Here is a 21,821-nt window from a genome sequence, read left to right as displayed (position 1 = left end):
CGGCAGCACCGTGCGCGCCTACAGCACCGCACCCAGCGGCCAACCCCGCACCAGAACGCGGACCCCGCACCGTGCGCACCACCCGCCCGACAGGAGGCCCGTACCCGACCCGACCCGCGCCTCCAGTCCGCACCGTGCGCACCTGCACGACCCGTGCCGGGTTGGCAGCACCGTGCGCGCCTACAGCACCGCACCCAGCGGCCAACCCCGCACCAGAACGCGGACCCCGCACCGTGCGCACCACCCGCCCGACAGGAGGCCCGTACCCGACCCGACCCGCGCCTCCAGTCCGCACCGTGCGCACCTGCACGACCCGTGCCGGGTTGGCAGCACCGTGCGCGCCTACAGCACCGCACCCAGCGGCCAACCCCGCACCAGAACGCAGGCCCCGCACCGTGCGCCGGCCACACCTGCCGCGCGCACGCGCCGACTCAGCCCGCCGCCGCGCCGACTCAGCCCGCCGCCGCGCCGACTCAGCCCGCCGCCGCGCCCGCCCCCGCGCCCACGGCGAGCGCGGCCGTCCACACCCCGTGTAGCTCGTCGGCCGCCCCGGGGTGCGCCACCAGGAACGGTTCGCCCACGGGCGGGAAGCCCTCGACCGGGCCGGAGCGGGTCAGCACGATCCCGCCGGCCTCGTGCACGAGCAGCACGGCGGCCCCGTGGTCGACCGGGTTGAACGCCGACACGCACCCGCCGATCCCCCGGCCGGCCGCCACCTGCGCGATGGTCAACGTGCCGGAGCCCTGCACCCGCAGCGTGCACGACCGGTCGGCCAGGGCGTCGAGGAACGCACCGAACCCGGGCCACGGCCGGTGCCCGTCGAGCTCGGTGCCGACGACCGCCCCGGCGAGCGGCCGCGGGGTGTCGTCCAGCTGGAGCCGACGGTCGCGCAGGGTGGCACCGCGTCCGCGCCGCGCCTCGAGGACCTCGCCCCGCCACGGGTCGGCGACGACCCCGACGAGCGGGCGGCCACCGCGGGTCAGGCAGAGCGACATCGACGTCCAGGGCACCCCGTTCGCCAGGTTCGTGGTGCCGTCGACGGGGTCCAGGTACCAGCGGTGCCGGTCGCCGGGAGCGTCACCGTACTCCTCGCCGGTGAACCCGTGCGTCGGGAACGCCATCCGGACGCGGGACCGGACGTGCTGCTCGACCAGTCGGTCCACGTCGGTGACGAGGTCTGCGGGGTTCGCCTTGGTCCGTACCTCGCTGACGGGGTGCTCGCGGGTGAAGGCGATGACCTCGTGCGCGATGCGGTGTGCCAGGGCCTGGGCGCGCGAGGCGACCTCGGTCTCGGTCGGCTCGCGGTCCCGTTCCGGCCAACCGTCCCGCTCTGCCGACGACAGTGCGGCGCCGATCGCGCCGACGTCGTTCGTGGTGATCGAGTCGACGCTGAGGCGTGCCGCCCAGAGCGCCGGTTCGGCCTCGTCGACGGTCCAGACGGCGACCCGCAGCCCCAGGGCGTGCGCGGCCTCGATCGTGCGCGGGGTGAGGAACGCGATGTCGAGGTTCAGGGTGGACGGGGTCAACGCCTCGAGGTCTGCCGGAGTGGGCGGGTCGAGCGACTCCCACGCGAGCCAGACGTCGGCGTCGGGCAGCACCGAGCGGACCGCCGCCATCGCCGCCGGCGCTCCGCACCACGCCACGGTGGTGGACGCGGTGGACCCCGCGACGGTCCGGGCAGCGACGAGTCCGTCGGCCGCGTCCGTCAGGTCGACGAGCAGCACCGAGTGGCAGCCGTCGAGCCGTTCGAGGGCGGCGTCGAGCCGCGGGATCCGGTCGAGGCCGTTGCCGAGCCGGGCGACGTCGCACCAGGCGACGTCGGACACCCGTCGGGCGTCACCCCACATCCGGCCGAGGGTCTCGTCGTGCAGCAGCACGGCGACGTCGTCGGCCGTGCGACGGACGTCGACCTCGATGACCTCGGCGCCGAGCGCCTCGGCGACCGCGATGGCGGGCAGGGTGTTCTCGCGCCGGACGCGCGGCGCACCGCGGTGGGCGACGAGCCGTGGCGGACGCACGCCGGGCCTCCCGGTCGGGCTGGTGGCGACCACCTGGTCGGCGGGCGCCGACACCGGGGCGCTCATCGGGTGCCCTCGAGCAGCGCGCCGTCGCGGTACACGAGCACCTCGCCGAGGCGGACCCCGGTCTCGGTGCCGACCGCCGGGGGTGCTCCGGTGACGAACGCGCGGAGCTCGGCGCCGTCGGCGGCCAGCACCACCTCGGCGAAGTGCCCGCGCATCAGCACGCGGGCGACGGTCGCGCGGATCGGCGAGTCGTCGGTGAGCACGACCTGCTCGGGTCGGATCAGGACCGTGTCCGCGACGGTGGGGCTGACCGACGTGCCGGCCAGGAACCGGCCGGCGACGGGACTCGTCGACCCGATGAACGACGCGACGAACCCGGTGGCGGGGCGGGCGTACAGCTCGGTCGGCGTCGCGATCTGCTCGATGCGGCCGTCGTGCATGACGGCGATCCGGTCCGAGATGCTGAGCGCCTCGTCCTGGTCGTGCGTCACGATGACGGTCGTGATGCCGAGGCGCTGCTGGATGCGCCGGATCTCGTCGCGGACGCTCACCCGGAGCTTCGCGTCGAGGTTCGACAGCGGCTCGTCGAGGAGCAGCACGTCGGGCTCCTGCACGATCGCCCGCGCCAGGGCGACCCGCTGCTGCTCACCGCCCGAGATCGCCGTCGGCTTCGACCCGGCGTGGTGGCTCAGGCCGACGAGTTCGAGCGCCTCGCGCACCCGCTCCGCCACCCGCTGCTTCGGCACGCGTCGGGTCCGCAGCGGGAACGCCACGTTCTGCGTCACCGTCATGTGCGGCCACAGCGCGTAGTTCTGGAACACCATCGCGCTCGGCCGACGCTCCGGACCGATCGACGTGACGTCGCGGTCCCCCATCGTCACGACGCCGCCGTCGGCGGGCAGGAACCCCGCCACCATCCGGAGCGTGGTCGTCTTGCCGCACCCGGACGGGCCGAGCAGCGAGACGAGCTCGCCCTTCGCGACGTCGAGGTCGATGCCCGCGACCACGTCGCGTCCGCCGAGCGTCTTGCGCAGTCCGCGGATGGTGAGTCCGCCGGTGCGGGCCCGGTCGGTCGTGCTGCCGTCGGCCGGGAGGCCCGTGGTGCGTTCCGCGACGAGCGTCTGGTCCGTCATCTGGTCGCCTTTCGTGCTGGTGGTGGTCATCGGTGTCGGTCCGGGTGTCGGCTCGGCCGGTTGTGGCCGGGTCATCGGATCTGGAAGCCGTCCGCCAGGCGGCCGCCCATGATGTGCTTCCGGGCGAGCAGCAGCAGGACCACGGACGGGATGCTCAACGCGATCGCGAACACCGCGGAGACCTGGCGTGGGGAGTTGAGGACGAGCGAGTACATCGCCGTCGGCATCGTCATGTACGTCGGCGCACCGACGAGGTAGGTGCCCTGCGCCTCGTCGAACGACGCGAGGAAGGACATCACCATCGCGACGAGGATCCCCGGCCACGCGATCGGGAACGTCACCCGCCAGAAGGTCCGCCAGCGGCTCGCACCGGCATCGCGTGCTGCTTCCTCGAGGGACCGCGGCACGGCCGAGAACGCGGCGGCGGGCAGCCAGGTCATGAACACCACGCACCCGAGGACGTGCACGATGAGGATGCCCGTGACCGTGTTCATGAGGTTCAGCGCGGTGAACATGGCCGACATCGTGACGAAGAGGCCCATCTTCGGGAACGCGTTCGTGGCGAACAGCCCGACCAGGACGAGCCGTCGCCCGGGGAACTCGATGCGGCTGATCGCCCACGCGGCCGGCAGGCAGACCACCGCGGCGATGAGGACCGTCAGCGGGGCGAGGACGAGCGAGTTCTGGACGGCGACCGCCAGGCTCCGGTCCTCGAACACGGTGCCCCACCACTGCAGCGTCCACCCGTCGGGCAACAGGTTCGGGTACGTCCACGTCGTCGCGAAGGCACGAGCCGCCAGCCAGAGGAGCGGACCGAGCACGAAGACGGCCAGCACGACGGCGGTGGCCCAGACGAGGGTGTTCCCGGTGAGTCGCTTGATCACGGCTGCTCCTGCTTCTGCTGCTGCTTCCGCAGCTCGCCGGCGTTCGCCCGGACCGTCGAGCGGAGGTAGAACACGCTCGCGGCCGCGGCGAAGGCGAACACGATGAACGCCATCGCCGTCGACTGCTGCGGGCGGTTGTAGGCCTGGAAGTACTTCGAGATGTCGACGCCGAGCATCGTCGGGGCGTTCGGACCGGTGAAGTACGGCACCGTGAACGACCCGAGGACCCCGATGACGGTGAACGTCGTCGCGATGACGAGCGGGGTCGCCGCCATCGGCAGGAGCACCTGCCAGACCACCCGCCAGGTGCTCGCGCCGGCGTCCTTCGCGGCCTCGACCAGGGCGTCCGGGGTGCCCTGCAGCGCGCCGGCGATCATCAGCACGGCGAACGGCAGGCTCGTCCAGACGCTGCCGAACACCACGGCGACGAGGGTGTAGCCCCACACCGGGACGTCGAGGCCGAACTGGGCACCGAGGCTGCGGAGGAAGCCCTGCGCATCGGTGAACGTCAGGACCGACCAGCTCGCGATGACCACCGGCACGAAGAGCGGGACCACGGCCAGGACGCTGAGGCTCTTGCCGAGGAAGCCACCGCGGAGACGGAGGATCACGGCCACCGCCACGGCGAGCGCCACGGTCAGGCCGGTCGACAGCGCGGTGACCCCGAGTGTCGCGACGAGGTCGCGCAGGAACGTGGCGTTGCCGAGCAGGGAGCCGTACACCGCGAACGAGAAGCCGCGCACGGTGTCGCCGCCGATGTCCGCGAGTGCCTGGTTCAGGCCGCCGGTGAACCCGAGGCTGAACAGGGCGGCGTTCACGACGGGGACGCCGACGAACAGGACCACGACGAGGACGGGCGCCGCGACGAGCGCGAGGCCCTGCCACCGCCGACGGCGGTCGAGCCGCTCCTGGACGGACAGCCGACCTGCGGCGTCCGCGGTGCCGTGGGAGGGCGACGGGACGGGCGGGAGGCCCCTGGCGGAGTCGCCACGGGCCTCCCGGTCGGTCGCCGGGCCGTCCTGGACGGTCTGGGTCACTGCGGGACCTTCGCGTCCCACGCCGCGTTCATGTCGGCGGCGAAGTCGCTCTGGAACCCGAGGCGGAGTTGCGAGGGGTTCGCGTCGGCGAACTGCTCCGCGACCGACGCCGGCAGGCTGTCGAGCGGGATGACCGGGTAGCCGGAGACGGCGCTCGCGACGAGCTGCTGCCCCTTGGAGCTCAGCACGAAGTCGGCGAGCTGTTCGGCGGCGGCCTTCTTGGCCTTCGGCTCGGTCTTCGGGATGCCGAGGAAGCTCGCGCTGCCGGTGAACGACGGGTCGGTGATCTGGATCGCCTTGACGGTCTTCGGGATCACGCCGGTCTTCTGCGAGGTGATGAACTGGTCGCTCCACACCGGCGCCATCGCGATCTGGCCGCTGCCGAGCAGCTGCACGACCTGGTCGTTGCCGTTCGGGTAGACCCCCTTCTGGTACGTCGAGGGGCCGAGGTCCTTGAGCGCTGCGAAGCCCTTGTCCCACTTCGACTCGAGCGACTTGTCGTAGGTCGTCTGCATCGTCGACTGCTCATCCGCGGTCAGGTACTTCGCGAGCACCGTGGCGACGAACGAGCCGCCGGAGCCGCCGGACGACGGGGAGTTGTACGCGAACTGACCGGGGTTGGCCTTGATCCAGGCGAGGAGGTCGTCGAGGGTCTCCGGCGGGTCCGTCACCTTGCTCGAGTCGTACGCGAGCAGGACGCTCGAGGCGCGGTACGGGATCGCGCTGTCGCCACCCTGCTGCTTCGTGGCCTCGGGGACGTCCTTCAGGTTCGGGATCGTGCTGTCGCTGACCTTCGCCATCAGGCCGGCCTTGCCCGCGGTGGAGACGAAGCCGGCGTCGACGAGGTCGTACGCGACGGACTTGCCGGCCTTGACCGCCGTGGCCAGGTTCGCCTGGGTCTGCGCGTCGTGCTCGCCGTGCAGGTCGATGCTCGTGCTGACGTGGATCTTCGGGTTCGCCTTCTCGAAGGCGGGGATGAGCGACTTGTCCCAGAGGTCCTGGACGTTCGTGTCGCCGCTGATGAACACGGTGAGGTTCGTGGTGCCGCCGCTCGTGTCCGCGGCGTTCGAGGCGTTGGCGCTCTGGACGCAGCCGGACAGTGCGACGGTCGCGGCCGCCGCGATGGCGAGGCCGGCGAGGACTCGGGTCTTCACGTGGGTTCTCCCTGTTCCGTGGGGTGGGGGTGGTGCGGGGTGGGGGTCGTGCGGGGTGGGGGTCGTGCGGGGTGGGGTCGTGCGGGGTGGGGGTGGGGGTGGTGCGGGGTGGTGTGGCGCGGGTCGTGCGGGGTGGTGTGGCGCGGGTCGTGTGGGAACGTTCCCGCGCCGAGGTCGAGTGTGGCGCTACCGGGTGAACGCCGGGTGCCGCGGGCGTCGCCGCCGGGTGAACTCCGGGGGTGCGTGGCCGGCGGGGGCGGGGGCGCGGGGTCGGGGGCGGCGGCGGCGCGCCCGCACCGTGCCGGCCTCGCCACCTGGTGCGAGGTTGACCGCTCCGTGCCCGCCTACAAGCTCGCACCAAGCGGGCAACGCACCCCCGACCGACGAAAGGCGCACGGTGCGAAGTCAGCCGGACCCACGGATGACCTCGCACCGAGCTGACTTCCTACCGCCGACCGCGCGACTTCGCACCGTGCGCCGCCTCGAGGGCCGGAACAAAGTCGCACGGTGCGCGGTCGAGCGGTCTCAGCGCGACATCCGCACGCCAGCCTGACGGAGCTTCGCCCGCAGGGTCCACTCGTTCCGCAGGTCGGACCAGGTCAGCCGGAGCACGATTCGGACCTCGGGGAACGCGCGGAGACGGTCCTCCCGGATCTTCTCGTCGAGTAGTGCTTCCTCAGGGGTACGCCCGCGCAGGTACTCACGGCGCTGGTACTTCACGGCACCGTCGAACTCCACCACCACCCCGGACTCCGGGAACCAGAAGTCCACGACGATGTCCGGCTCGCCCGCCGTCCGGAACCGGTGTTGGAGGACGGGGGTCGGCGTACCGAACTGGTCGAACCGGGCGCGAGCGTAGGACTCCCCGGGTGAGTCCGACGCGGCGTCGGCGAAGTCGACGGCCCGCAGTGCTCGCCGCCGACCCTTCTGTCCCCGCCGCTCGACGGCCGACCGGACCAGGTCTCGCTCCACCGCACGACGGAGGAGCGAGTCAAGGGCGACGATCGCATCGGTGAAGGGCAGTGTGAGCGCCAGATCCGTCGCCAGCCGCTCCAGCCCGCACAGCACCAGCCCATCCGGTGTCGTCACTGCGCTTCGGTTCCGCTCGGGGTCGAGGTCCGCGTGCACGATGAAGGTCGCGTTGGTGGTCCGCCGGTCGGCGCCGCTCGAGGTCACGTGGATCCGCGTCGGTGGCGGGGTCAGGAGCGGCACGCCGAAGACCACCGCCGCGGACACGTGGGACACCAGGTCTCCTGGCCGGATGCGGTCGGCGAACGAGCGCACGCGGACGTGGTGCTGCTCGGTGGTTCGGAGTGCTGCCCATCCCGCGGCCTCCGCGTACAGACCGCGTGCGACCCGGATGAGCTCTCCTACCGCCGCCCGTCGTCTGATGACGTCGGACTCGTCCGGCCGCTGCGCTGATGTTCGGTAGGTGAGGACTTCGGGGACTGGTGCGAGCTTGAGGTTCATCGACATGCCCCGATGGTCGGGAACCCGGTGGACGAACGCAGCGCCGGACACGAGCCCTGTGGACGGATCACCGCCCGCATGCCGTGTGGAGGAATGAGTCCCACCACCGGAGGCTGCGAGACTGTCCGGGTGAACACACGCACCTGGGGTTGGCTCGCAGCCGTCATCGACGTCGTCCTCATCGTCGTCTTCGCGCTCATCGGCCGCTCCTCCCACGGCGAGGGCAACACCGCACTGGGGATCTGGACCACCGCATACCCGTTCCTGGCGGGCTGGGCGATCGGGTACGTGACGAGCGGAGCTTGGGCGCGCCCGCTGCGCTTCTGGCCCACCGGCGACGTCGTCTGGATCCTCACGGTGTTCGTCGGCATGGCGATCCGCGTCGCCACGGGTCAGGGCGACGTCGACGGCAATCCGCTGCCGATCTCCTTCGTCATCGTCGCGACGATCGTGCTCGGGGTGTTCCTGCTCGGATGGCGCGCGATCGCCCGCGGGGTGCTGCGCTTCACCGCGTCGCGGTCCGGACGAGACGCCGCAGCGTCCGACGCGTGAACGGTGGCCGCGGGTCCCAGCCGACCATCCTCGACGTCGCCGCACGAGCAGGCGTCTCGAAGTCCGCGGTGAGCCGTGTCCTCTCCGGCACCGGACGGTTCTCCGACGAGACCCGCGAGCGGGTCGAGCGCGCCGCAGCCGAGCTCGGGTACGTCGCCAACGCCATGGCACGCGGGCTCGTCAGCGGTCGGACGCACACCATCGGGATGCTCGTCCGCGACGCGTCGTCGATGGTCTACACCGCACTGCACGCCGTGATGGAGCGCCGCGCGTCCGAGCTGGGCTACCGCGTCGTCACCACCACGGGTGTCGGCCGTGTCGAGGACGAGAAGTCCGCACTCGCCGCACTCGTGTCGATGCGGGTCGACGGCCTCGTCGTGTGCAGCGGCCTGATGCCGTCGACCGACATCGCCGAGTTCGCACCGCGGATCGCCACCGTGGTCGCCGGTCGGCCCGAACTCCACCCGGCACTGTCCAGCGTGTACTGCGACGAGGTGGACGGTGGCGCGACCATCGCCGACGCCGTCGCCGACGCCGGCCACGGCACGGTCGCGGTGCTCACCGTCCCACTCGACAACGCGATCACGCAGCACGCCCGCTCGACGGCGATGGTCGAACGGCTCCGCGCGCGTGGTGTCCGGGTCATCGACATCGACGCCAGCTTCGTGCGGCCGCCCGACGCCCTCGCCGCTGACCTGGTCGACGCGATGCACGAGTCGGACGTGACCGCGGTGATGTGCCCGACGGACCGGCTCATGCTCGACGTGTGCGAGGCGCTCGCCCGCCGCGGTGTCCGGGTCCCGCACGATCTGTCGGTCACCGGGTTCGACGGCGTGTACCCCCTCGCGAGCGACTGGATCGGGTTCACGACGCTCGAGCAGCCGATCGAACGCATCGGCCGCGAGGCGATCGACCTCGTGATCGGCCGGATCGACGACCCGACGCGTGCCGTCGAGCACCGCTCACTCCGGGGCACGGTCGTGCCCGGCCGCACCCTGCTCCCCCGCTGAGTGACGGACCACGCTCGGTGCGAACTTCGCCGGCCGGTGCAGGTTCAGCGCGACGTGCACGGTGCGGGCCCAGGGTGGACGGTGCGAGGTTCGTGAGCCCGTGCGAGGTTCCCGAGTGCTGCACGGTGCGAGCTTCGCCGGCCTGTGCAGCAGTGATGGCTCGGTGCGGCGCCACAAGGGCGCACGGAGCGGGCAACCTCGCACGGATCGCGGGACTCCGCACGGTGCGGGCTTCGCCGCCACCGCCGCGCGCCACCGCGCGCCACCGCCGCGCGCCCCGCGCGCGCCGCGGCTAGAACAGCCCGCTGCGCGGCCCCTCGTCCGGACCGTCGAACCCGCGGAACATGTCGGACACGAGCGCCTCGATCTGCGGTTCGACCAGGCGCTCGACCGCCTCGGCGATGCGCGGCCGGTGGTCGATGAGCGCCAGGCACACCGCCGTCCCGGTCGAGCGAGCGCACTCGTCGGACAGCTCGATCTCGTGCCGGAGCGCCGCCTTGGCCTCGTCGGACAGCGGCTCCCTCGGTGCCTGCTCGCCCGCGCCCGTCCCCTCCAGCTCCCCGAGCGTGAAGAGGAACGGCGAACCCGGCGAGGGCTCTGGATCGACGTCGAGGCCCTGGAACTCGGGCGACAACCCCTCCGCCGGCTGGTACCCGGCGTGCCGCTTCCGCGCCGCGGCCCGCTCGAGCTCGCGCTGCAGCAGCGGCAGGTTCTTGGCGGTGTAGTCGTCGACGGCGTCCTCGACGATGGTCGAGATCCGGCCGATGAGCGCGTGCTGGACGGCGTGCGGGACGTCCTGCCCGAAGCCGGCGGCACTCGCGATCGGGGACCCGGTGCACTTCCGGCAGATGCGGGTGCGCGGGCGGGCCGTCCCGATCTGCCAGCGCGGCAGCCAGCGCAGCCAGACGTCGACAGCGCTGCGCACGCGTCCGTCGATGCCGTCCATCCCTCAACAGTAGGCCGGGAGGCGCGGATCACCTCCGGATCCACGCGACTGTTGACGGATCGGCCGGCTTCTCAGGCCTTGGGTTCCGTCACGAAGTCGATGAGCTCCTCGACGCGGCCGAGCAGCTGCGGCTCGAGGTCGGCGAAGGTGCGCACCTGCCCGAGGATCCGCTGCCACGCCCGGGCGATGTCGGCCTGCTCGGCGTTCGGCCACCCGAGCGCCTGGCAGATCCCCTTCTTCCACTCGATCGACCGCGGGATCGTCGGCCAGGCCTGCAGTCCGACGCGTGCGGGCTTCACGGACTGCCAGACGTCGACGAACGGGTGGCCGACGACGAGCACGTGCGCTCCCCACTTGCCACGCATCACGGCCTCAGCGAACCGGGATTCCTTCGACCCGGGCACCAGGTGGTCGACGAGCACGCCGACGCGACGGTCTCGCGAGGGCTGGAACTCATCGAGCACCGACGCGAGGTTGTCGACGCCGGAGAGCTCCTCGACGACGACGCCCTCGACGCGCAGGTCGGTTCCCCAGACCTTCTCGACGAGCTCGGCGTCGTGCTTGCCCTCGACCATGATGCGCGAGGGCAGGGCCACCCGAGCACGCTGCGACTCCACCGCGAACGATCCGGACGCTGTGCGGAGGCGACCACCATCGGACGCCTGCCGCACGGCGGGCGCTGCCCCGGGCCTCCAGTCCGAATGAACGGAACCCAGCGAACCCGGCGAGCCGGCAGCGGCCGCGGCAGACCGGCCGACCGGCGCCTGCGGGCGGCCCAGCGTGACGAGCTCGCCCTCGAGCAGGAACTGCCCGGTGAAGGGGAAGGAACGGGTGCGGCCCTTCCAGTCCTCGAGCGCGATGTTGCCCGCCTCGAGTCCGACGACGGCACCGGCCCACCCAGAGTCCGGGTCCTCGAGCACCATGTCGCGTTCGAGCGGCACCTGCCGCACCTTCTTCACTCCGCGGGAGCGCCAGTCTCCCGAGAGCACGTCCCCGCCGTACCGGTCGTCGTCCACCCGCACGAGGGTACTGTCGACGTCGGCCCGGACGACGTCGACCGCGCCGACACCCACCATCTCGACGGAAGGCCTCCCGTGCGCGCAGCGATCATCCACGCCCCCAACGACATCCGCGTCGAGGAGCGCGACCGTCCCTCGGTGCTCACCCCGAAGGACGTCGTCGTCAAGGTCGTCGCCGCGTGCGTGTGCGGCTCGGACCTGTGGCCGTACCGCGGCGTCACGAAGACGAAGGAGCCCCGGCCGATCGGGCACGAACTCGTCGGCGAGGTCGTCGCCGTCGGCGACGCGGTCACCGACCTGCACGAGGGCGACTTCGTCATCTCCCCCTTCACCATGAACGACGGCACCTGCCAGGCCTGCCGCCACGGGATGACCAGCGGCTGCGACCACCTGTCCGGCTTCGGCGGGAAGGACGCGTACGGCGACCCGGTCGGCGGCGCCCAGGCGGAGTACGTCCGCATCCCGGACGCGTCCGCGACGCTGGTCGCGGTGCCCGGCCCCGTCGACCCGGCGCTCGTGCCGTCGCTGCTGACCCTGTCCGACGTCTTCTCCACCGGGCACCACGCCGCGGTGTCGGCGGCGGTCGGTCCGGGCAAGACCGTCGTGGTGGTCGGCGACGGTGCGGTCGGCCTGTCCGCCGTGCTCGCGTCGAAGCGACTCGGCGCCGAGCGGATCATCGCCATGAGCCGGCACGCCGACCGCCAGGCGCTGGCACGTGAGTTCGGCGCGACGGACATCGTGTCTTCCCGTGGCGAGGAGGGCGTCGCGGCGATCCGCGAGCTGCTCGGCGGCGACCTGGCCGACTGCGCGGTCGAGGCCGTCGGCACCGAGGAGAGCATGGACCAGGCGCTGCACTCGGTGCGCGCGGGCGGCAACCTCGGCTTCGTCGGGGTCCCGCACGGCGTGCCGACCATCGGGACGCGCTACCTCTTCGACACGAACATCGCCGTAGCGGGCGGTATGGCGCCGGCACGGAAGTACATCCCGGAGCTGCTGCCCGACGTGCTGTCCGGAGCGATCGACCCGGGGCGCGTCTTCGACCTGGAGCTGCCGCTCGACGAGGCCGCCGAGGCGTACCGGGCGATGGACGAGCGCCGGGCGATCAAGGTGCTGCTGCGGCCGTAGGCGCCGGTCGCTCACCGGCGAACGGCCGGCGTCCGGCGCGCGTCCGTCGGGGCGGCACGTTTCGCGCAGCAGAACGCGTGTTTCGAATCGGTAAACAAACCTTTCAGTAAAGAAGGTTGTCCGTTACAGTCCTCGACATGACCACACGAGGACGCACCCCCGGCCAGCCCGGTCTGCTGCGCGTCCTGAACGACCGTGCGGCCCTCGAGCTGCTGCTCGACGACGGCCCGCTCACCCGCAACGAGATCGCGCAGCGGACCGGGCTCAGCAAGCCCACCGCCGCCGAGATCATCCGCCGGCTCGAGTCGGCTGCGCTCATCCGCCAGGCCGGCACGGACACGCAGGCCGGGCGCCGCGGGCCGAGCGCCGTCGTGTACGAAGCGATCACCGACCGCGACCTCGGTGTCGCGGTGGACGTCCAGCTCGTCGACGTCCGGTCGACCGTGGTGGACGCCGCCGGTCGCACGTTCCCGGTCGCCACGCACCGGATGTCCGAGGCCGAGGTGCGCTCCCCCGGCGCCGACATCGTCGCCGCCGCGATCTCCCGCGCAGCCGCCGCGGCCGGGGTGGACCCCGAGCTCGTCACCGCCGTCGCCGTGGGTGTGCAGGCGAGTGTCGACCACGCCACCGACACCCTCATCTTCACCGACGGACTGCCCGGCTGGCCCCGCGAGCAGGTCAGCGCGACGCTCTCCGCCGAGCTCGGGGTCCACGTCGTCGTCGAGAACGACGCCAACCTCGCCGCCATCGCCGAACGCAACATGGGGGCCGGTCGGGCTCCCGGGTCGTTCGCGCTCTTCTGGATGGCCGAGGGCCTCGGCATGGCCCTCGACCTGCACGGTCACCTGCACACCGGCGCCTCCGGTGCCGCGGGTGAGATCGGTTACCTCAGCGTGCCCGCAGACGCACGCTCCATCGACCCGACGGCCACGATCGTCGCGGACCTCATCTCCGAGTCCGCGATCATCGCCCTGGCCGCCGAGCACGGGATCACGGCACCGGACGGCACCGCAGCCGACTGGCGCCAGGTGCTCCCGCAACTGCCCGGCCTGCCCGAGCAGCACCCCTTCACCGTCGCCCTCGGCGAGCGCGTCGGGCACAACGTGCTCCCCGCCCTCGCCGTGGCCGATCCCGAGACGGTCGTCCTGCACGGCCCGACCGGGATCGCCGGTGGCCCCGCCCTGGCCGCCGCCGTGACCGCCTGGCTCCGGACCCGCTCGCGCTGGTCCACCGCCGTGGTCGCGCCCGGCGTCCCCGACACCCCCGTCCTGCACGGTGCGCGGCACGTCCTCATCGACGTCGTCCGCACCGCGCTCGCGGACCGGCTCGAGCGCATCAGTGACGATGCCCCGACGCCGGACCCCGTCGAGCGCCCCTGAACGTTCCACCCGCACCACTCGAGGCACCATCACCCAGCCCTGTCACAGGGCTCTTCGTCGCGCCCGGAAACGGGCAGCGCCCGGAAACGGACGGCGACGGAGCGAGATCAGAGAGCGAGTACCGCCTTGTCCCTCCCCGAACCGAACGTCCCGCGCCGCCGGGTGTTCCGCCGCATCGCCACCGCCACGGCCGTCGCCGCCGTCGGCGCCCTCGTCGTCGCCGGCTGCAGCTCCGGCAGCAGCGCCGACTCGATCGAGAAGAGCGCCCCGAAGGAGCTCAAGGGCACCGTGTCCCTGTGGCACTTCTTCACCGGCCGTGAAGCCGGCGTCGTGAAGACCGCCGTCGAGGGCTTCGAGAAGGCCAACCCCGACGTCACCGTCGACATCCACGCCGGTCAGGACGACGAGAAGCTGCAGAAGGCGATCTCGTCCGGCCAGAACATCGACGTCGGCCTGTCGTACTCGACCGCCATCGTCGGCAGCTTCTGCTCCTCGGGGGCGTTCCGCGACCTGTCGCCGTACATCAAGCGCGACAAGGTCGACCTGTCCGACATCCCGAAGGCCGTGCAGTCGTACACGCAGTACAAGGGCACGCGCTGCACCCTGCCGGCCCTCGCCGACGTCAGTGCACTGATGTACAACAAGCCACTGCTCGAGAAGGCGGGCATCGCGGCCCCGCCGAAGACGCTCGACGAGCTCAAGACCGACGCGCTGAAGCTGACGACGTACAACGCCGACGGCTCCATCAAGCAGCTCGGCTTCAACCCGCTCATCGACTTCTACGAGAACTCCCCCGAGCACTGGGCGCCGATGGTCGACGGCTCGTGGCTCGACAAGGACGGCAACAGCGTGATCGGCACGTCCGACGCGTGGAAGAAGCTGATCACCTGGCAGAAAGGCTTCGTCGACGAGATCGGCTACGACAAGCTCAAGGCCTTCACGTCCGGCCTCGGGCAGGAGTTCGCAGCCGACAACGCGTTCCAGACCGGTCAGGTCGCGATGCAGATCGACGGCGAGTACCGCACGGCGTTCCTCAAGGACCAGAAGCCGGACCTCGACTACGGCACGTCCCCGACCCCGGTGATGGACGGCCTCGGCAACTACGGCTCGACGTACATCGCGGGCAACGTCGCAGGCATCGCGAAGGGGTCCAAGAACCCCGAGCTGTCGTGGGCGCTCCTGAAGTACCTGTCCACCAACACCGACGCGCAGGTCACGATGGGCAACGGTCTGAAGAACATCCCGACGCTCACCTCGGCGCTGGGGTCCCCCGACCTCGAGGTCGACGAGAACTACAAGACCTTCGTCGACGTCGCGGGCAACAAGGACACGATGACCTCGCCGGGCACCGCGGACGGTGCCGCCTACATCGGCACCTTCACGAAGTTCTGGCAGGCCTACCAGCAGAACGGCGGCGACCTCGACGCGAAGCTCAAGAAGCTGGACTCCGACATCGACAACGCGAACCAGCTGGCTGGTCCGTGATGAGCCTCACCACCAAGACGACCGGCCGGGAGGCGCGGCTCGCCCGCGCAGCCCGGCCCACGGGCCCGACGGGGTCCGGTCCGGTGCCCCCGACGGCTCCGCGACGTCGGCCCCGCTCCGCAGAGTCCCGGCGCCGCCTCGTCGCCCTGACGATGCTCGCGCCGGCCCTGGCGGGCCTGGTGATCTTCTTCGCCTACCCGCTCGTCGCGTCGATCTTCTACTCGTTCACGCGCTACAACCAGCTGCAGGAGCCGGAGTTCGTCGGGCTGCTCAACTACAAGTTCCTGTTCACCCAGGACCCGCAGATCGGGCCCGCGGTCGTGAACACGCTGTGGTTCGTCGTCATCCTGGTGCCGGTCCGGATAGTGTGCGGACTCCTGGTGGCCGGGCTGCTCAGCCGGGCCAAGACGGCCACCGGCTTCTGGCGGACGCTGTTCTACCTGCCCGCCCTCGTCCCGCCGGTCGCGAGCGTCGTGGCGTTCGTCTTCCTCTTCAACCCGGGCACCGGGCCGGTGAACCAGATCCTGCGGGTCTTCGGTATCGACGGCCCACTGTGGTTCAACGACCCGGCGTGGTCGAAGCCCTCGCTGGTGATCCTCGGCGTCTGGGTGATGGGCGACATCATGATCATCTTCCTGGCGTCACTGCTCGACGTGCCGCGCGACCTGTACGAAGCCGCGTCGCTCGACGGTGCGAACGGCGTCCAGCAGGTCCGGCACATCACCCTGCCGACGATCGCCCCGGTGATCGGGTTCGCCGCCGTGACGGGGGTGATCGCCGCGCTGCAGTACTTCACCGAGGCGGCCGTCGCCTCGGGCGTCGCGAGCGGCAAGGCGACGATCGGTGGCGGGACCGCCGCTCAGCTCGGCTACCCGGGCACCTCGCTGCTCACGTACACCGAGCTGCTCTACCAGCACGGGTTCGCGAACTTCCAGTTCGGCTACGCGTCCGCCATGGCCGTGGTCCTGTTCGTGATCACCGCGGTGGTGCTCGTCTTCACGATGCGCCGGATCAGTGTGTTCCGGCCGGAGGAGTCCTGATGACCGCTGTGTCCCAGTCCCCGCTCACCCGGGCGCCCCGGGGTTCCGCTCCCCGTACCGGCAGGCCGCGCGGTCGCACGCTCGTGTGGATCGCCGAGCACGCTGCCCTGGTGGCCCTCGGCGTCCTGACCATCGCGCCGATCGTGTTCGTGGTCCTGACCTCGCTGATGTCGAGCAACCAGGCCCTCACGGCGTCGATCGTGCCCCGGCCGTTCGACTTCTCGAACTACGCGCGGGTGTTCACCGAGCTCCCGCTCACGCAGTGGTTCGGCAACTCGTCGATGTACGCCGTCCTCGCCACCGCGTTCATGCTCATCAGCTCGGTGCCGGCGGCCTACGCGCTCGCCCAGATCAGGTTCAAGGGCGCGAACCTGATCTTCACGGTGATCATCGTCGCGATGCTCCTGCCCCCGCAGGTCACCGCGGTGCCGGTCTACGTGATGTGGTCGCACCTGCACCTGACCGGCACCCTGTGGCCGCTCATCCTGCCGAACCTGCTCGGCGACGCCTTCAGCATCTTCCTGCTCCGCCAGTTCTTCATGACCATCCCGAAGGAGTACGGCGACGCCGCTCGCATGGACGGCTGCAGCGAGTGGGGCGTGCTCTGGCGCGTGGTCGTCCCGATGGCCCGCCCGGGCATCGCGTCGGCGGCGATCTTCATGTTCTTCCACTCGTGGAACGACTACTACGGCCCGCTCCTGTACGCGTCCGAGAACCAGGCCGCCTGGCCGGTGGCGTACGGGCTCGCCACGTTCCGCGGGCAGCACGGCACCGACTGGTCGATGACGATGGCGATGACCGTCGTCGTCATGGTCCCCGTCGTCATCATCTTCTTCTTCGCACAGAAGGCATTCGTCGAGGGCATCGCGCTCACCGGCGTGAAGGGATAGCAGCTCCAGTGAAACTCACAGTCGTCGGTGGCGGATCCACCTACACCCCCGAACTCGTGGACGGCTTCGCCCGGCTCCGCGACCAGCTCCCCATCGACGAGCTCTGGCTCGTCGACCCCGACCCGGTGCGCCGCGAACTCGTCGGCGGTGTCGCCAAGCGGATGTTCGCGCACGCCGGCCACCCCGGCACGATCCACGTCACCGACGACGTCGTCGCCGGGGTCACCGACGCCGATGCCGTCATGTTCCAGCTCCGCATCGGCGGGCAGGCCGCACGGCAGCAGGACGAGACGTGGCCGCACGAAGCGTGCTGCATCGGGCAGGAGACCACCGGTCCGGGCGGGTTCGCGAAGGCGCTCCGCACCGTGCCCGTGGTCCTGGAGTACGCCGAACTCGTCCGGAAGCACGCCAAGCCGGACGCCTGGATCGTCGACTTCACGAACCCCGTCGGCATCGTCACCCGCGCCCTGCTCGAAGCCGGGCACCGCGCCGTCGGCCTGTGCAACGTCGCGATCGGGTTCCAGCGCCGCTTCGCGAAGGAGTTCGGCGTCGCCCCCGACCACGTCCGGCTCGACCACGTCGGCCTGAACCACCTGACGTGGGAGCGCGGCGTGCACGTCACGGGCGCGGACGGCGTCGAGCGCGACGTGATGGCGGACCTGCTCGCCGAGTCGGACGGTGCCCTCGGCCGGACGGCGGAGAGCGTGCACATGCACCCGGACCTCCTCCGTCTGCAGCACGCGATCCCCTCGTACTACCTGCGGTACTTCTACTCGCACGACATCGTGCTGCAGGAGCAGCTGCACGAGCCCACCCGTGCCGAGGCCGTCATGGAGACCGAGCGGGCCCTGCTCGCGAAGTACGCCGACGAGTCCGTCGTGACGAAGCCCGCCGAGCTCGAGCAGCGCGGCGGCGCCTACTACTCCGAGGCGGCGATCGACGTGCTGTCCTCGATCCTCGGCGACCGCGGCGACGTGCAGGTCCTCAACGTGCGGAACGACGGCACGTTCCCGTTCCTGCCGGACGACCACGTCATCGAGGTGCCGTCGCGCGTCACCCGCCAGGCGATCACGCCGTTGCCGGTCTCGCCGCTCGACCCGGACATGGTCGGTCTCGTGTCGCACGTCGCCGGGTACGAGCGGCTCGCGCTCGACGCCGCGGTGCACGGCGGCCGCGACCGGGTGCTCCGTGCGATGTGGGCGCACCCGCTCGTCGGTCAGGTCGACAAGGCGGAGCAGCTCACCGACCTGCTCCTGGCCGCGAACGCGGAACACATCCCGTGGGCGCGATCGGAGCAGGTGACGTGGGCGGGCTGAGCCGGACCGGCGCGGCGGGCCCGGCCCGAGCCTCCCGTCCGCCCGCGCCGGTCCCACCGGACGCCACCGACGTCGTGCTCGCCGTCGACGGCGGCGGCAGCAAGACCGACGTCGTCGCGATCGCGCTCGACGGGACCATCGTCGGGCACGCGCGCGGTCCGGGGTCGAACCCGCAGACGCGTGGCTGGGACCTCGCCGGCCCGATCCTCGACGACGTCCGAGCGCGGGTCGTCAGCGAGCTGGGCGACCGGCGCATCCGGACGACGCACGTGTACCTGGCCGGGCTCGACCTGCACGACGAGCTCATCGCGGCGACCGCGGCCCTCGCGCACTGGGCCGAGGACGGCGGCGAACCGCACGTCCTGGACAACGACCTGTTCGCGCTGCTGCGGGCCGGCACCCTGTCCCCCGACGCCGCGGCCGTGGTGTGCGGCACCGGGATCAACGCCCTCGCGGTGCGGGCCGACGGCACGACCGCACGGTTCCCGGCCATCGGGGACGTCTCCGGCGACTGGGGTGGCGGCGCGTGGCTCGGCAATCGGGCGCTCTGGCACGCGGCGCGGGCCGACGACGGTCGCGGCCCGGCGACGGCGCTGGTCGGCGCGGTGCCGGCGGCGGTGGGCCTGCGCAGCGTCCGCGAGGTCACCGAGGCCATCCACTTCGGCCGCTTGGACCAGCGCGTCTTCAACCGGCTCTGCCCGGTGCTGTTCGACGTGGCCGGAGCCGGCGACGTGGTGGCTCGGAGCGTCGTGGAGCGGCAGGCGGAGGAGATCGCCCTGCTCGCCGCGGTCGCACTCGAGCGCTTGGGCCTCGGTGGTTCGGCGGCCGAGCCGGTGCCCGTCGTGCTCGGCGGCGGGGTGCTCGCTGCTCGGCACCCGTTGCTCGTGGACGGTGTCGTCGACGGGCTCGCTGCCCGGGTCCCCGGAGCGGTGCCGACCTGGGTGACCGATCCCCCGGTGCTCGGCGCAGGGCTCGCGGCGCTGGAGTCGGTCGGTGCCGACGACGCGGCGCTCGAGCGGTACCGCGAGGCCGTGCGCTCCCGTGCCTTCGCGAGCACGACCGCGCTGATCCACTGACGCGCGCGCCGGCGGGCGCGGCGGGCGCGGCGCGGCGCGGCCGCACGACCCCCTCGCAAAAGCGACAGTCTGCCGCCGAACATTCGCGGCAGACTGTCGCTCTCGCGGCACGAACCGCGCGTGGCCCGACCGCCGCCGGCCCAACCGCGCGCGGCCCGACCGCCGCCGGCCCAACCGCCGCCGGCCCGCGGCCTACGCCCGCGCCAGCATCCCGAGCGTGTCGACCACGCGGTTCGAGAAGCCCCACTCGTTGTCGTACCAGGCGACGACCTTCACGTGCCGGCCCTCGTCGACGCGGGTGAGCAGCGAGTCGAAGATGCTCGACTCCGGCCGCCCGGTGATGTCCGTCGACACGAGCGGGTCCGCCGTGAACGCCAGGACCCCGGCGAGTGGACCGGAAGCCGCGGCACGGTAGGCCTCGTTCACCTCGTCCACGGTCACGTCTCGCGAGACGACGGTGTTCAGCTCGACGATCGACCCGACGGGCACCGGCACGCGGATGGCGTCACCGGACAGCTTGCCCTCCAGGCGGGGCAGCACCAGCCCGATGGCCTTGGCCGCCCCGGTCATCGTCGGCACGATGTTCACACCGGCAGCGCGGGCCCGACGCAGGTCGCGGTGCGGCCCGTCCTGCAGGTTCTGCTCCTGCGTGTACGCGTGCACGGTGGTCATGAACCCGTGCTCGATCCCCGCCAGGTCGTCGAGCACCGATGCCAGGGGTGCGAGCGCGTTGGTCGTGCAGGACGCGTTCGAGATCACCGTGTGCACGGCGGGGTCGAAGGTGTCCGAGTTCACGCCGTACGCGATGGTGGCGTCCGCTCCGGTGGCCGGCGCACTGATCAGGACCCGTCGGGCGCCGGCGGTCAGGTGGCCGGCTGCCGCGTCGCGTGCGGTGAAGCGTCCGGTGGACTCGAGGACGACCTCGACGCCGAGTTCGGCCCAGGGCAGGTCCGCGGGCGACGTCGACGCGAGCACGCGGACGCGGCGACCGTCGATGACGAGCGTGTCGCCGTCGACCTCGACGACGCCGTCGAACGGCCCGAGGGCGGAGTCGTAGCGGAACAGGTGCGCGAGTGTGTCGGGGGCGGTCAGGTCGTTCACGGCGACGACCTCGAGGTCGTCACCGCCCCGTGCGAGCAGGGCGCGGAGCGTGTTGCGGCCGATGCGGCCGAAGCCGTTGATGGCGATGCGGGTCATGTGGGGTTCCTTTCGTTCCGTGGTCCATGCTCACGGGCCGGGAGGCACGGCTCCAGTGGCAGGGAAGCCAGTGTCCGAAAGGATGTCGCCACCACCGCCGCGACGGCGCGGTCAGTCCTGGAACGTCCGGCGGTACTCGGTGGGCGAGGTCCCGAGGATCCGCCGGAAGTGCGTCCGCAGGTTCGCGTCGGAACCGAGGCCCGCTCGCTCGGCCACCTGGTCGACGCCGAGGTCCGACTGCTCCAGGAGCTCCCGCGCGAGGTCGACGCGCGCCCGCAGCACCCACTGCATCGGCGTGTACCCGGTGTCCTCCACGAACCGGCGTGAGAACGTCCGGGTCGACACCGTGGCGTTCCGCGCGAGCGCTTCGAGCGTGAGCGGCTCGGCGAGGTGCCGGAGCACCCACTCCCGGGTGTCGGCGAACACGTCGCCGAGCGGTTCGGGCACGCTCCGCGGAACGTACTGCGCCTGGCCGCCGCTGCGGTACGGGGCGCTGACGAGCCGTCGCGCGACGTGGTTCGACAGCGCCACGCCGTGGTCCTGCCGGACGATGTGGAGGCACAGGTCGATCCCGCTCGCGGCGCCGGCACTCGTCAGCACCGAGCCCGCGTCGACGAACAGCACGTCCTCGTCGACGTCGACCTCGGGGTACCGCTCACGGAGCACCCGCGTGTAGTGCCAGTGGGTCGTCGCCCGGCGGCCGTCGAGCAGCCCGGCTGCCGCGAGCGCGAACGCCCCGGTGGAGATCGCCGCGATGCGGACGCCGTGCTCGTGGGCCCGCGCGAGTGCCGCGACGACGTCAGCCGGCGGCGCCGAGTCCGACGGGCGGCGGTAGCCGGGCACGAAGACGGTCTCGGCCCAGTCCAGTGCCTCCAGCCCGTGGTCGACCGCGTAGGCCAGGCCGTCGCCGCCGGTGATCCGACCGACCCGGGGGCCGCACACCCGCACCTCGTAGGGCATGCTCGGCCGGTTCGAGAACACCTGCGCGGGGATCCCGACGTCGAGCGGTTTCGCGCCGTCGAGCACCAGGACCGCGACGCGGTGCAGTGGGGTCCGGGCCATACCGGCGACGCTAGCCGAACAC

General features: G+C 71.9%; 19 protein-coding genes. 9 read left to right on the top strand and 10 right to left on the bottom strand.

Annotated features, from left to right (window positions below; translation table 11 throughout):
- Nucleotides 1–473 precede the first annotated feature (473 nt).
- The 6 genes from EDF40_RS04130 to EDF40_RS04105 form a co-directional block, all read right to left on the bottom strand.
- A complete protein-coding gene (locus EDF40_RS04130) occupies nt 474–2,084 on the bottom strand; it encodes an inositol monophosphatase family protein (protein WP_123340757.1) in 1,611 nt (536 codons plus the stop codon).
- On the bottom strand, nt 2,081–3,157 hold the full coding sequence (locus EDF40_RS04125; RefSeq protein ID WP_260236172.1) for an ABC transporter ATP-binding protein: 1,077 nt from the start codon (nt 3,155–3,157) through the stop codon (nt 2,081–2,083). The genes EDF40_RS04130 and EDF40_RS04125 overlap by 4 nt, the downstream gene beginning before the upstream one ends.
- Nucleotides 3,158–3,228: 71 nt before the next feature.
- A complete protein-coding gene (locus tag EDF40_RS04120) occupies nt 3,229–4,041 on the bottom strand; it encodes an ABC transporter permease (RefSeq protein ID WP_123340755.1) in 813 nt (270 codons plus the stop codon).
- A complete protein-coding gene (locus EDF40_RS04115) occupies nt 4,038–5,078 on the bottom strand; it encodes an ABC transporter permease (RefSeq protein ID WP_123340754.1) in 1,041 nt (346 codons plus the stop codon). Before EDF40_RS04115 ends, EDF40_RS04120 begins: the two co-directional genes overlap by 4 nt.
- A complete protein-coding gene (locus tag EDF40_RS04110; protein WP_123340753.1) occupies nt 5,075–6,232 on the bottom strand; it encodes an extracellular solute-binding protein in 1,158 nt (385 codons plus the stop codon). Before EDF40_RS04110 ends, EDF40_RS04115 begins: the two co-directional genes overlap by 4 nt.
- A gap of 525 nt (nt 6,233–6,757) precedes the next feature.
- Complete coding sequence (locus EDF40_RS04105) at nt 6,758–7,708, bottom strand: hypothetical protein (protein WP_123340752.1); 951 nt, start codon at nt 7,706–7,708, stop codon at nt 6,758–6,760.
- Nucleotides 7,709–7,831: 123 nt separating this feature from the next.
- Between EDF40_RS04105 and EDF40_RS04100 the strand changes: the two genes are divergently transcribed.
- Nucleotides 7,832–8,254: a DUF3054 domain-containing protein gene (locus tag EDF40_RS04100; protein WP_260213514.1), complete on the top strand. Its 423-nt coding sequence runs from the start codon at nt 7,832–7,834 to the stop codon at nt 8,252–8,254.
- Nucleotides 8,251–9,264, top strand: coding sequence for a LacI family DNA-binding transcriptional regulator (locus EDF40_RS04095; protein ID WP_260213513.1), 1,014 nt, complete (start codon nt 8,251–8,253; stop codon nt 9,262–9,264). The genes EDF40_RS04100 and EDF40_RS04095 overlap by 4 nt, the downstream gene beginning before the upstream one ends.
- A gap of 292 nt (nt 9,265–9,556) precedes the next feature.
- On the opposite strand, the gene EDF40_RS04090 is transcribed toward EDF40_RS04095, so the two are convergent.
- On the bottom strand, nt 9,557–10,210 hold the full coding sequence (locus EDF40_RS04090; protein ID WP_123340749.1) for a spermidine/putrescine ABC transporter substrate-binding protein: 654 nt from the start codon (nt 10,208–10,210) through the stop codon (nt 9,557–9,559).
- A gap of 71 nt (nt 10,211–10,281) precedes the next feature.
- Nucleotides 10,282–11,226 (bottom strand): DUF3097 domain-containing protein, encoded by a 945-nt coding sequence (locus EDF40_RS04085; protein ID WP_123340804.1) that lies wholly within the window; start codon nt 11,224–11,226, stop codon nt 10,282–10,284.
- Between the two features lie 78 nt (nt 11,227–11,304).
- Between EDF40_RS04085 and EDF40_RS04080 the strand changes: the two genes are divergently transcribed.
- The 7 genes from EDF40_RS04080 to EDF40_RS04050 all read left to right on the top strand — a co-directional run bounded on the left by EDF40_RS04080 (nt 11,305) and on the right by EDF40_RS04050 (nt 19,540).
- The gene (locus EDF40_RS04080; protein ID WP_123340748.1) at nt 11,305–12,354 is read left to right on the top strand and encodes a zinc-binding dehydrogenase; all 1,050 of its coding nucleotides are present in this window, start codon (nt 11,305–11,307) and stop codon (nt 12,352–12,354) included.
- A 137-nt stretch (nt 12,355–12,491) separates the two neighbouring features.
- Entirely contained in the window at nt 12,492–13,733 is a 1,242-nt protein-coding gene (locus EDF40_RS04075; RefSeq protein ID WP_123294056.1) for an ROK family transcriptional regulator, read from the top strand.
- 126 nt (nt 13,734–13,859) lie between these two features.
- Nucleotides 13,860–15,218, top strand: a complete 1,359-nt coding sequence (locus EDF40_RS04070) for an extracellular solute-binding protein (protein ID WP_260213512.1) — start codon at nt 13,860–13,862, stop codon at nt 15,216–15,218.
- The gene (locus tag EDF40_RS04065; RefSeq protein WP_200849231.1) at nt 15,218–16,258 is read left to right on the top strand and encodes a carbohydrate ABC transporter permease; all 1,041 of its coding nucleotides are present in this window, start codon (nt 15,218–15,220) and stop codon (nt 16,256–16,258) included. The genes EDF40_RS04070 and EDF40_RS04065 overlap by 1 nt, the downstream gene beginning before the upstream one ends.
- The gene (locus tag EDF40_RS04060; protein WP_123340746.1) at nt 16,258–17,148 is read left to right on the top strand and encodes a carbohydrate ABC transporter permease; all 891 of its coding nucleotides are present in this window, start codon (nt 16,258–16,260) and stop codon (nt 17,146–17,148) included. The genes EDF40_RS04065 and EDF40_RS04060 overlap by 1 nt, the downstream gene beginning before the upstream one ends.
- Before the next feature lie 8 nt (nt 17,149–17,156).
- Nucleotides 17,157–18,464 (top strand): 6-phospho-beta-glucosidase, encoded by a 1,308-nt coding sequence (locus EDF40_RS04055; protein WP_123340745.1) that lies wholly within the window; start codon nt 17,157–17,159, stop codon nt 18,462–18,464.
- Entirely contained in the window at nt 18,452–19,540 is a 1,089-nt protein-coding gene (locus tag EDF40_RS04050; RefSeq protein WP_260213511.1) for an N-acetylglucosamine kinase, read from the top strand. The genes EDF40_RS04055 and EDF40_RS04050 overlap by 13 nt, the downstream gene beginning before the upstream one ends.
- A gap of 192 nt (nt 19,541–19,732) precedes the next feature.
- Here EDF40_RS04050 and gap read toward each other — a convergent pair whose 3' ends face one another.
- Nucleotides 19,733–20,737, bottom strand: coding sequence for a type I glyceraldehyde-3-phosphate dehydrogenase (gene gap, locus EDF40_RS04045; RefSeq protein ID WP_123340744.1), 1,005 nt, complete (start codon nt 20,735–20,737; stop codon nt 19,733–19,735).
- Between the two features lie 111 nt (nt 20,738–20,848).
- Nucleotides 20,849–21,799 carry a GlxA family transcriptional regulator gene (locus tag EDF40_RS04040; protein ID WP_123340743.1) on the bottom strand — a complete coding sequence of 317 codons (951 nt, stop codon included), beginning with the start codon at nt 21,797–21,799 and terminating at the stop codon, nt 20,849–20,851.
- Between the last annotated feature and the right edge of the window lie 22 nt (nt 21,800–21,821).

The organism is Curtobacterium sp. PhB170 (genome assembly GCF_003752345.1).
GTDB lineage: Bacteria > Actinomycetota > Actinomycetes > Actinomycetales > Microbacteriaceae > Curtobacterium.
This window is presented reverse-complemented; position numbering and strand designations above follow the sequence as displayed.

Coding starts and splice junctions, on each gene's coding strand:
- EDF40_RS04130 (WP_123340757.1), bottom strand. CDS start 2,084: ATGAGCGCCCCGGTGTCGGCGCCCGCCGACCAGGTGGTCGCCACCAGC.
- EDF40_RS04065 (WP_200849231.1), top strand. CDS start 15,218: ATGAGCCTCACCACCAAGACGACCGGCCGGGAGGCGCGGCTCGCCCGC.
- EDF40_RS04090 (WP_123340749.1), bottom strand. CDS start 10,210: ATGGACGGCATCGACGGACGCGTGCGCAGCGCTGTCGACGTCTGGCTG.
- EDF40_RS04040 (WP_123340743.1), bottom strand. CDS start 21,799: ATGGCCCGGACCCCACTGCACCGCGTCGCGGTCCTGGTGCTCGACGGC.
- EDF40_RS04105 (WP_123340752.1), bottom strand. CDS start 7,708: ATGTCGATGAACCTCAAGCTCGCACCAGTCCCCGAAGTCCTCACCTAC.
- gap (WP_123340744.1), bottom strand. CDS start 20,737: ATGACCCGCATCGCCATCAACGGCTTCGGCCGCATCGGCCGCAACACG.
- EDF40_RS04060 (WP_123340746.1), top strand. CDS start 16,258: ATGACCGCTGTGTCCCAGTCCCCGCTCACCCGGGCGCCCCGGGGTTCC.
- EDF40_RS04075 (WP_123294056.1), top strand. CDS start 12,492: ATGACCACACGAGGACGCACCCCCGGCCAGCCCGGTCTGCTGCGCGTC.
- EDF40_RS04125 (WP_260236172.1), bottom strand. CDS start 3,157: ATGACGGACCAGACGCTCGTCGCGGAACGCACCACGGGCCTCCCGGCC.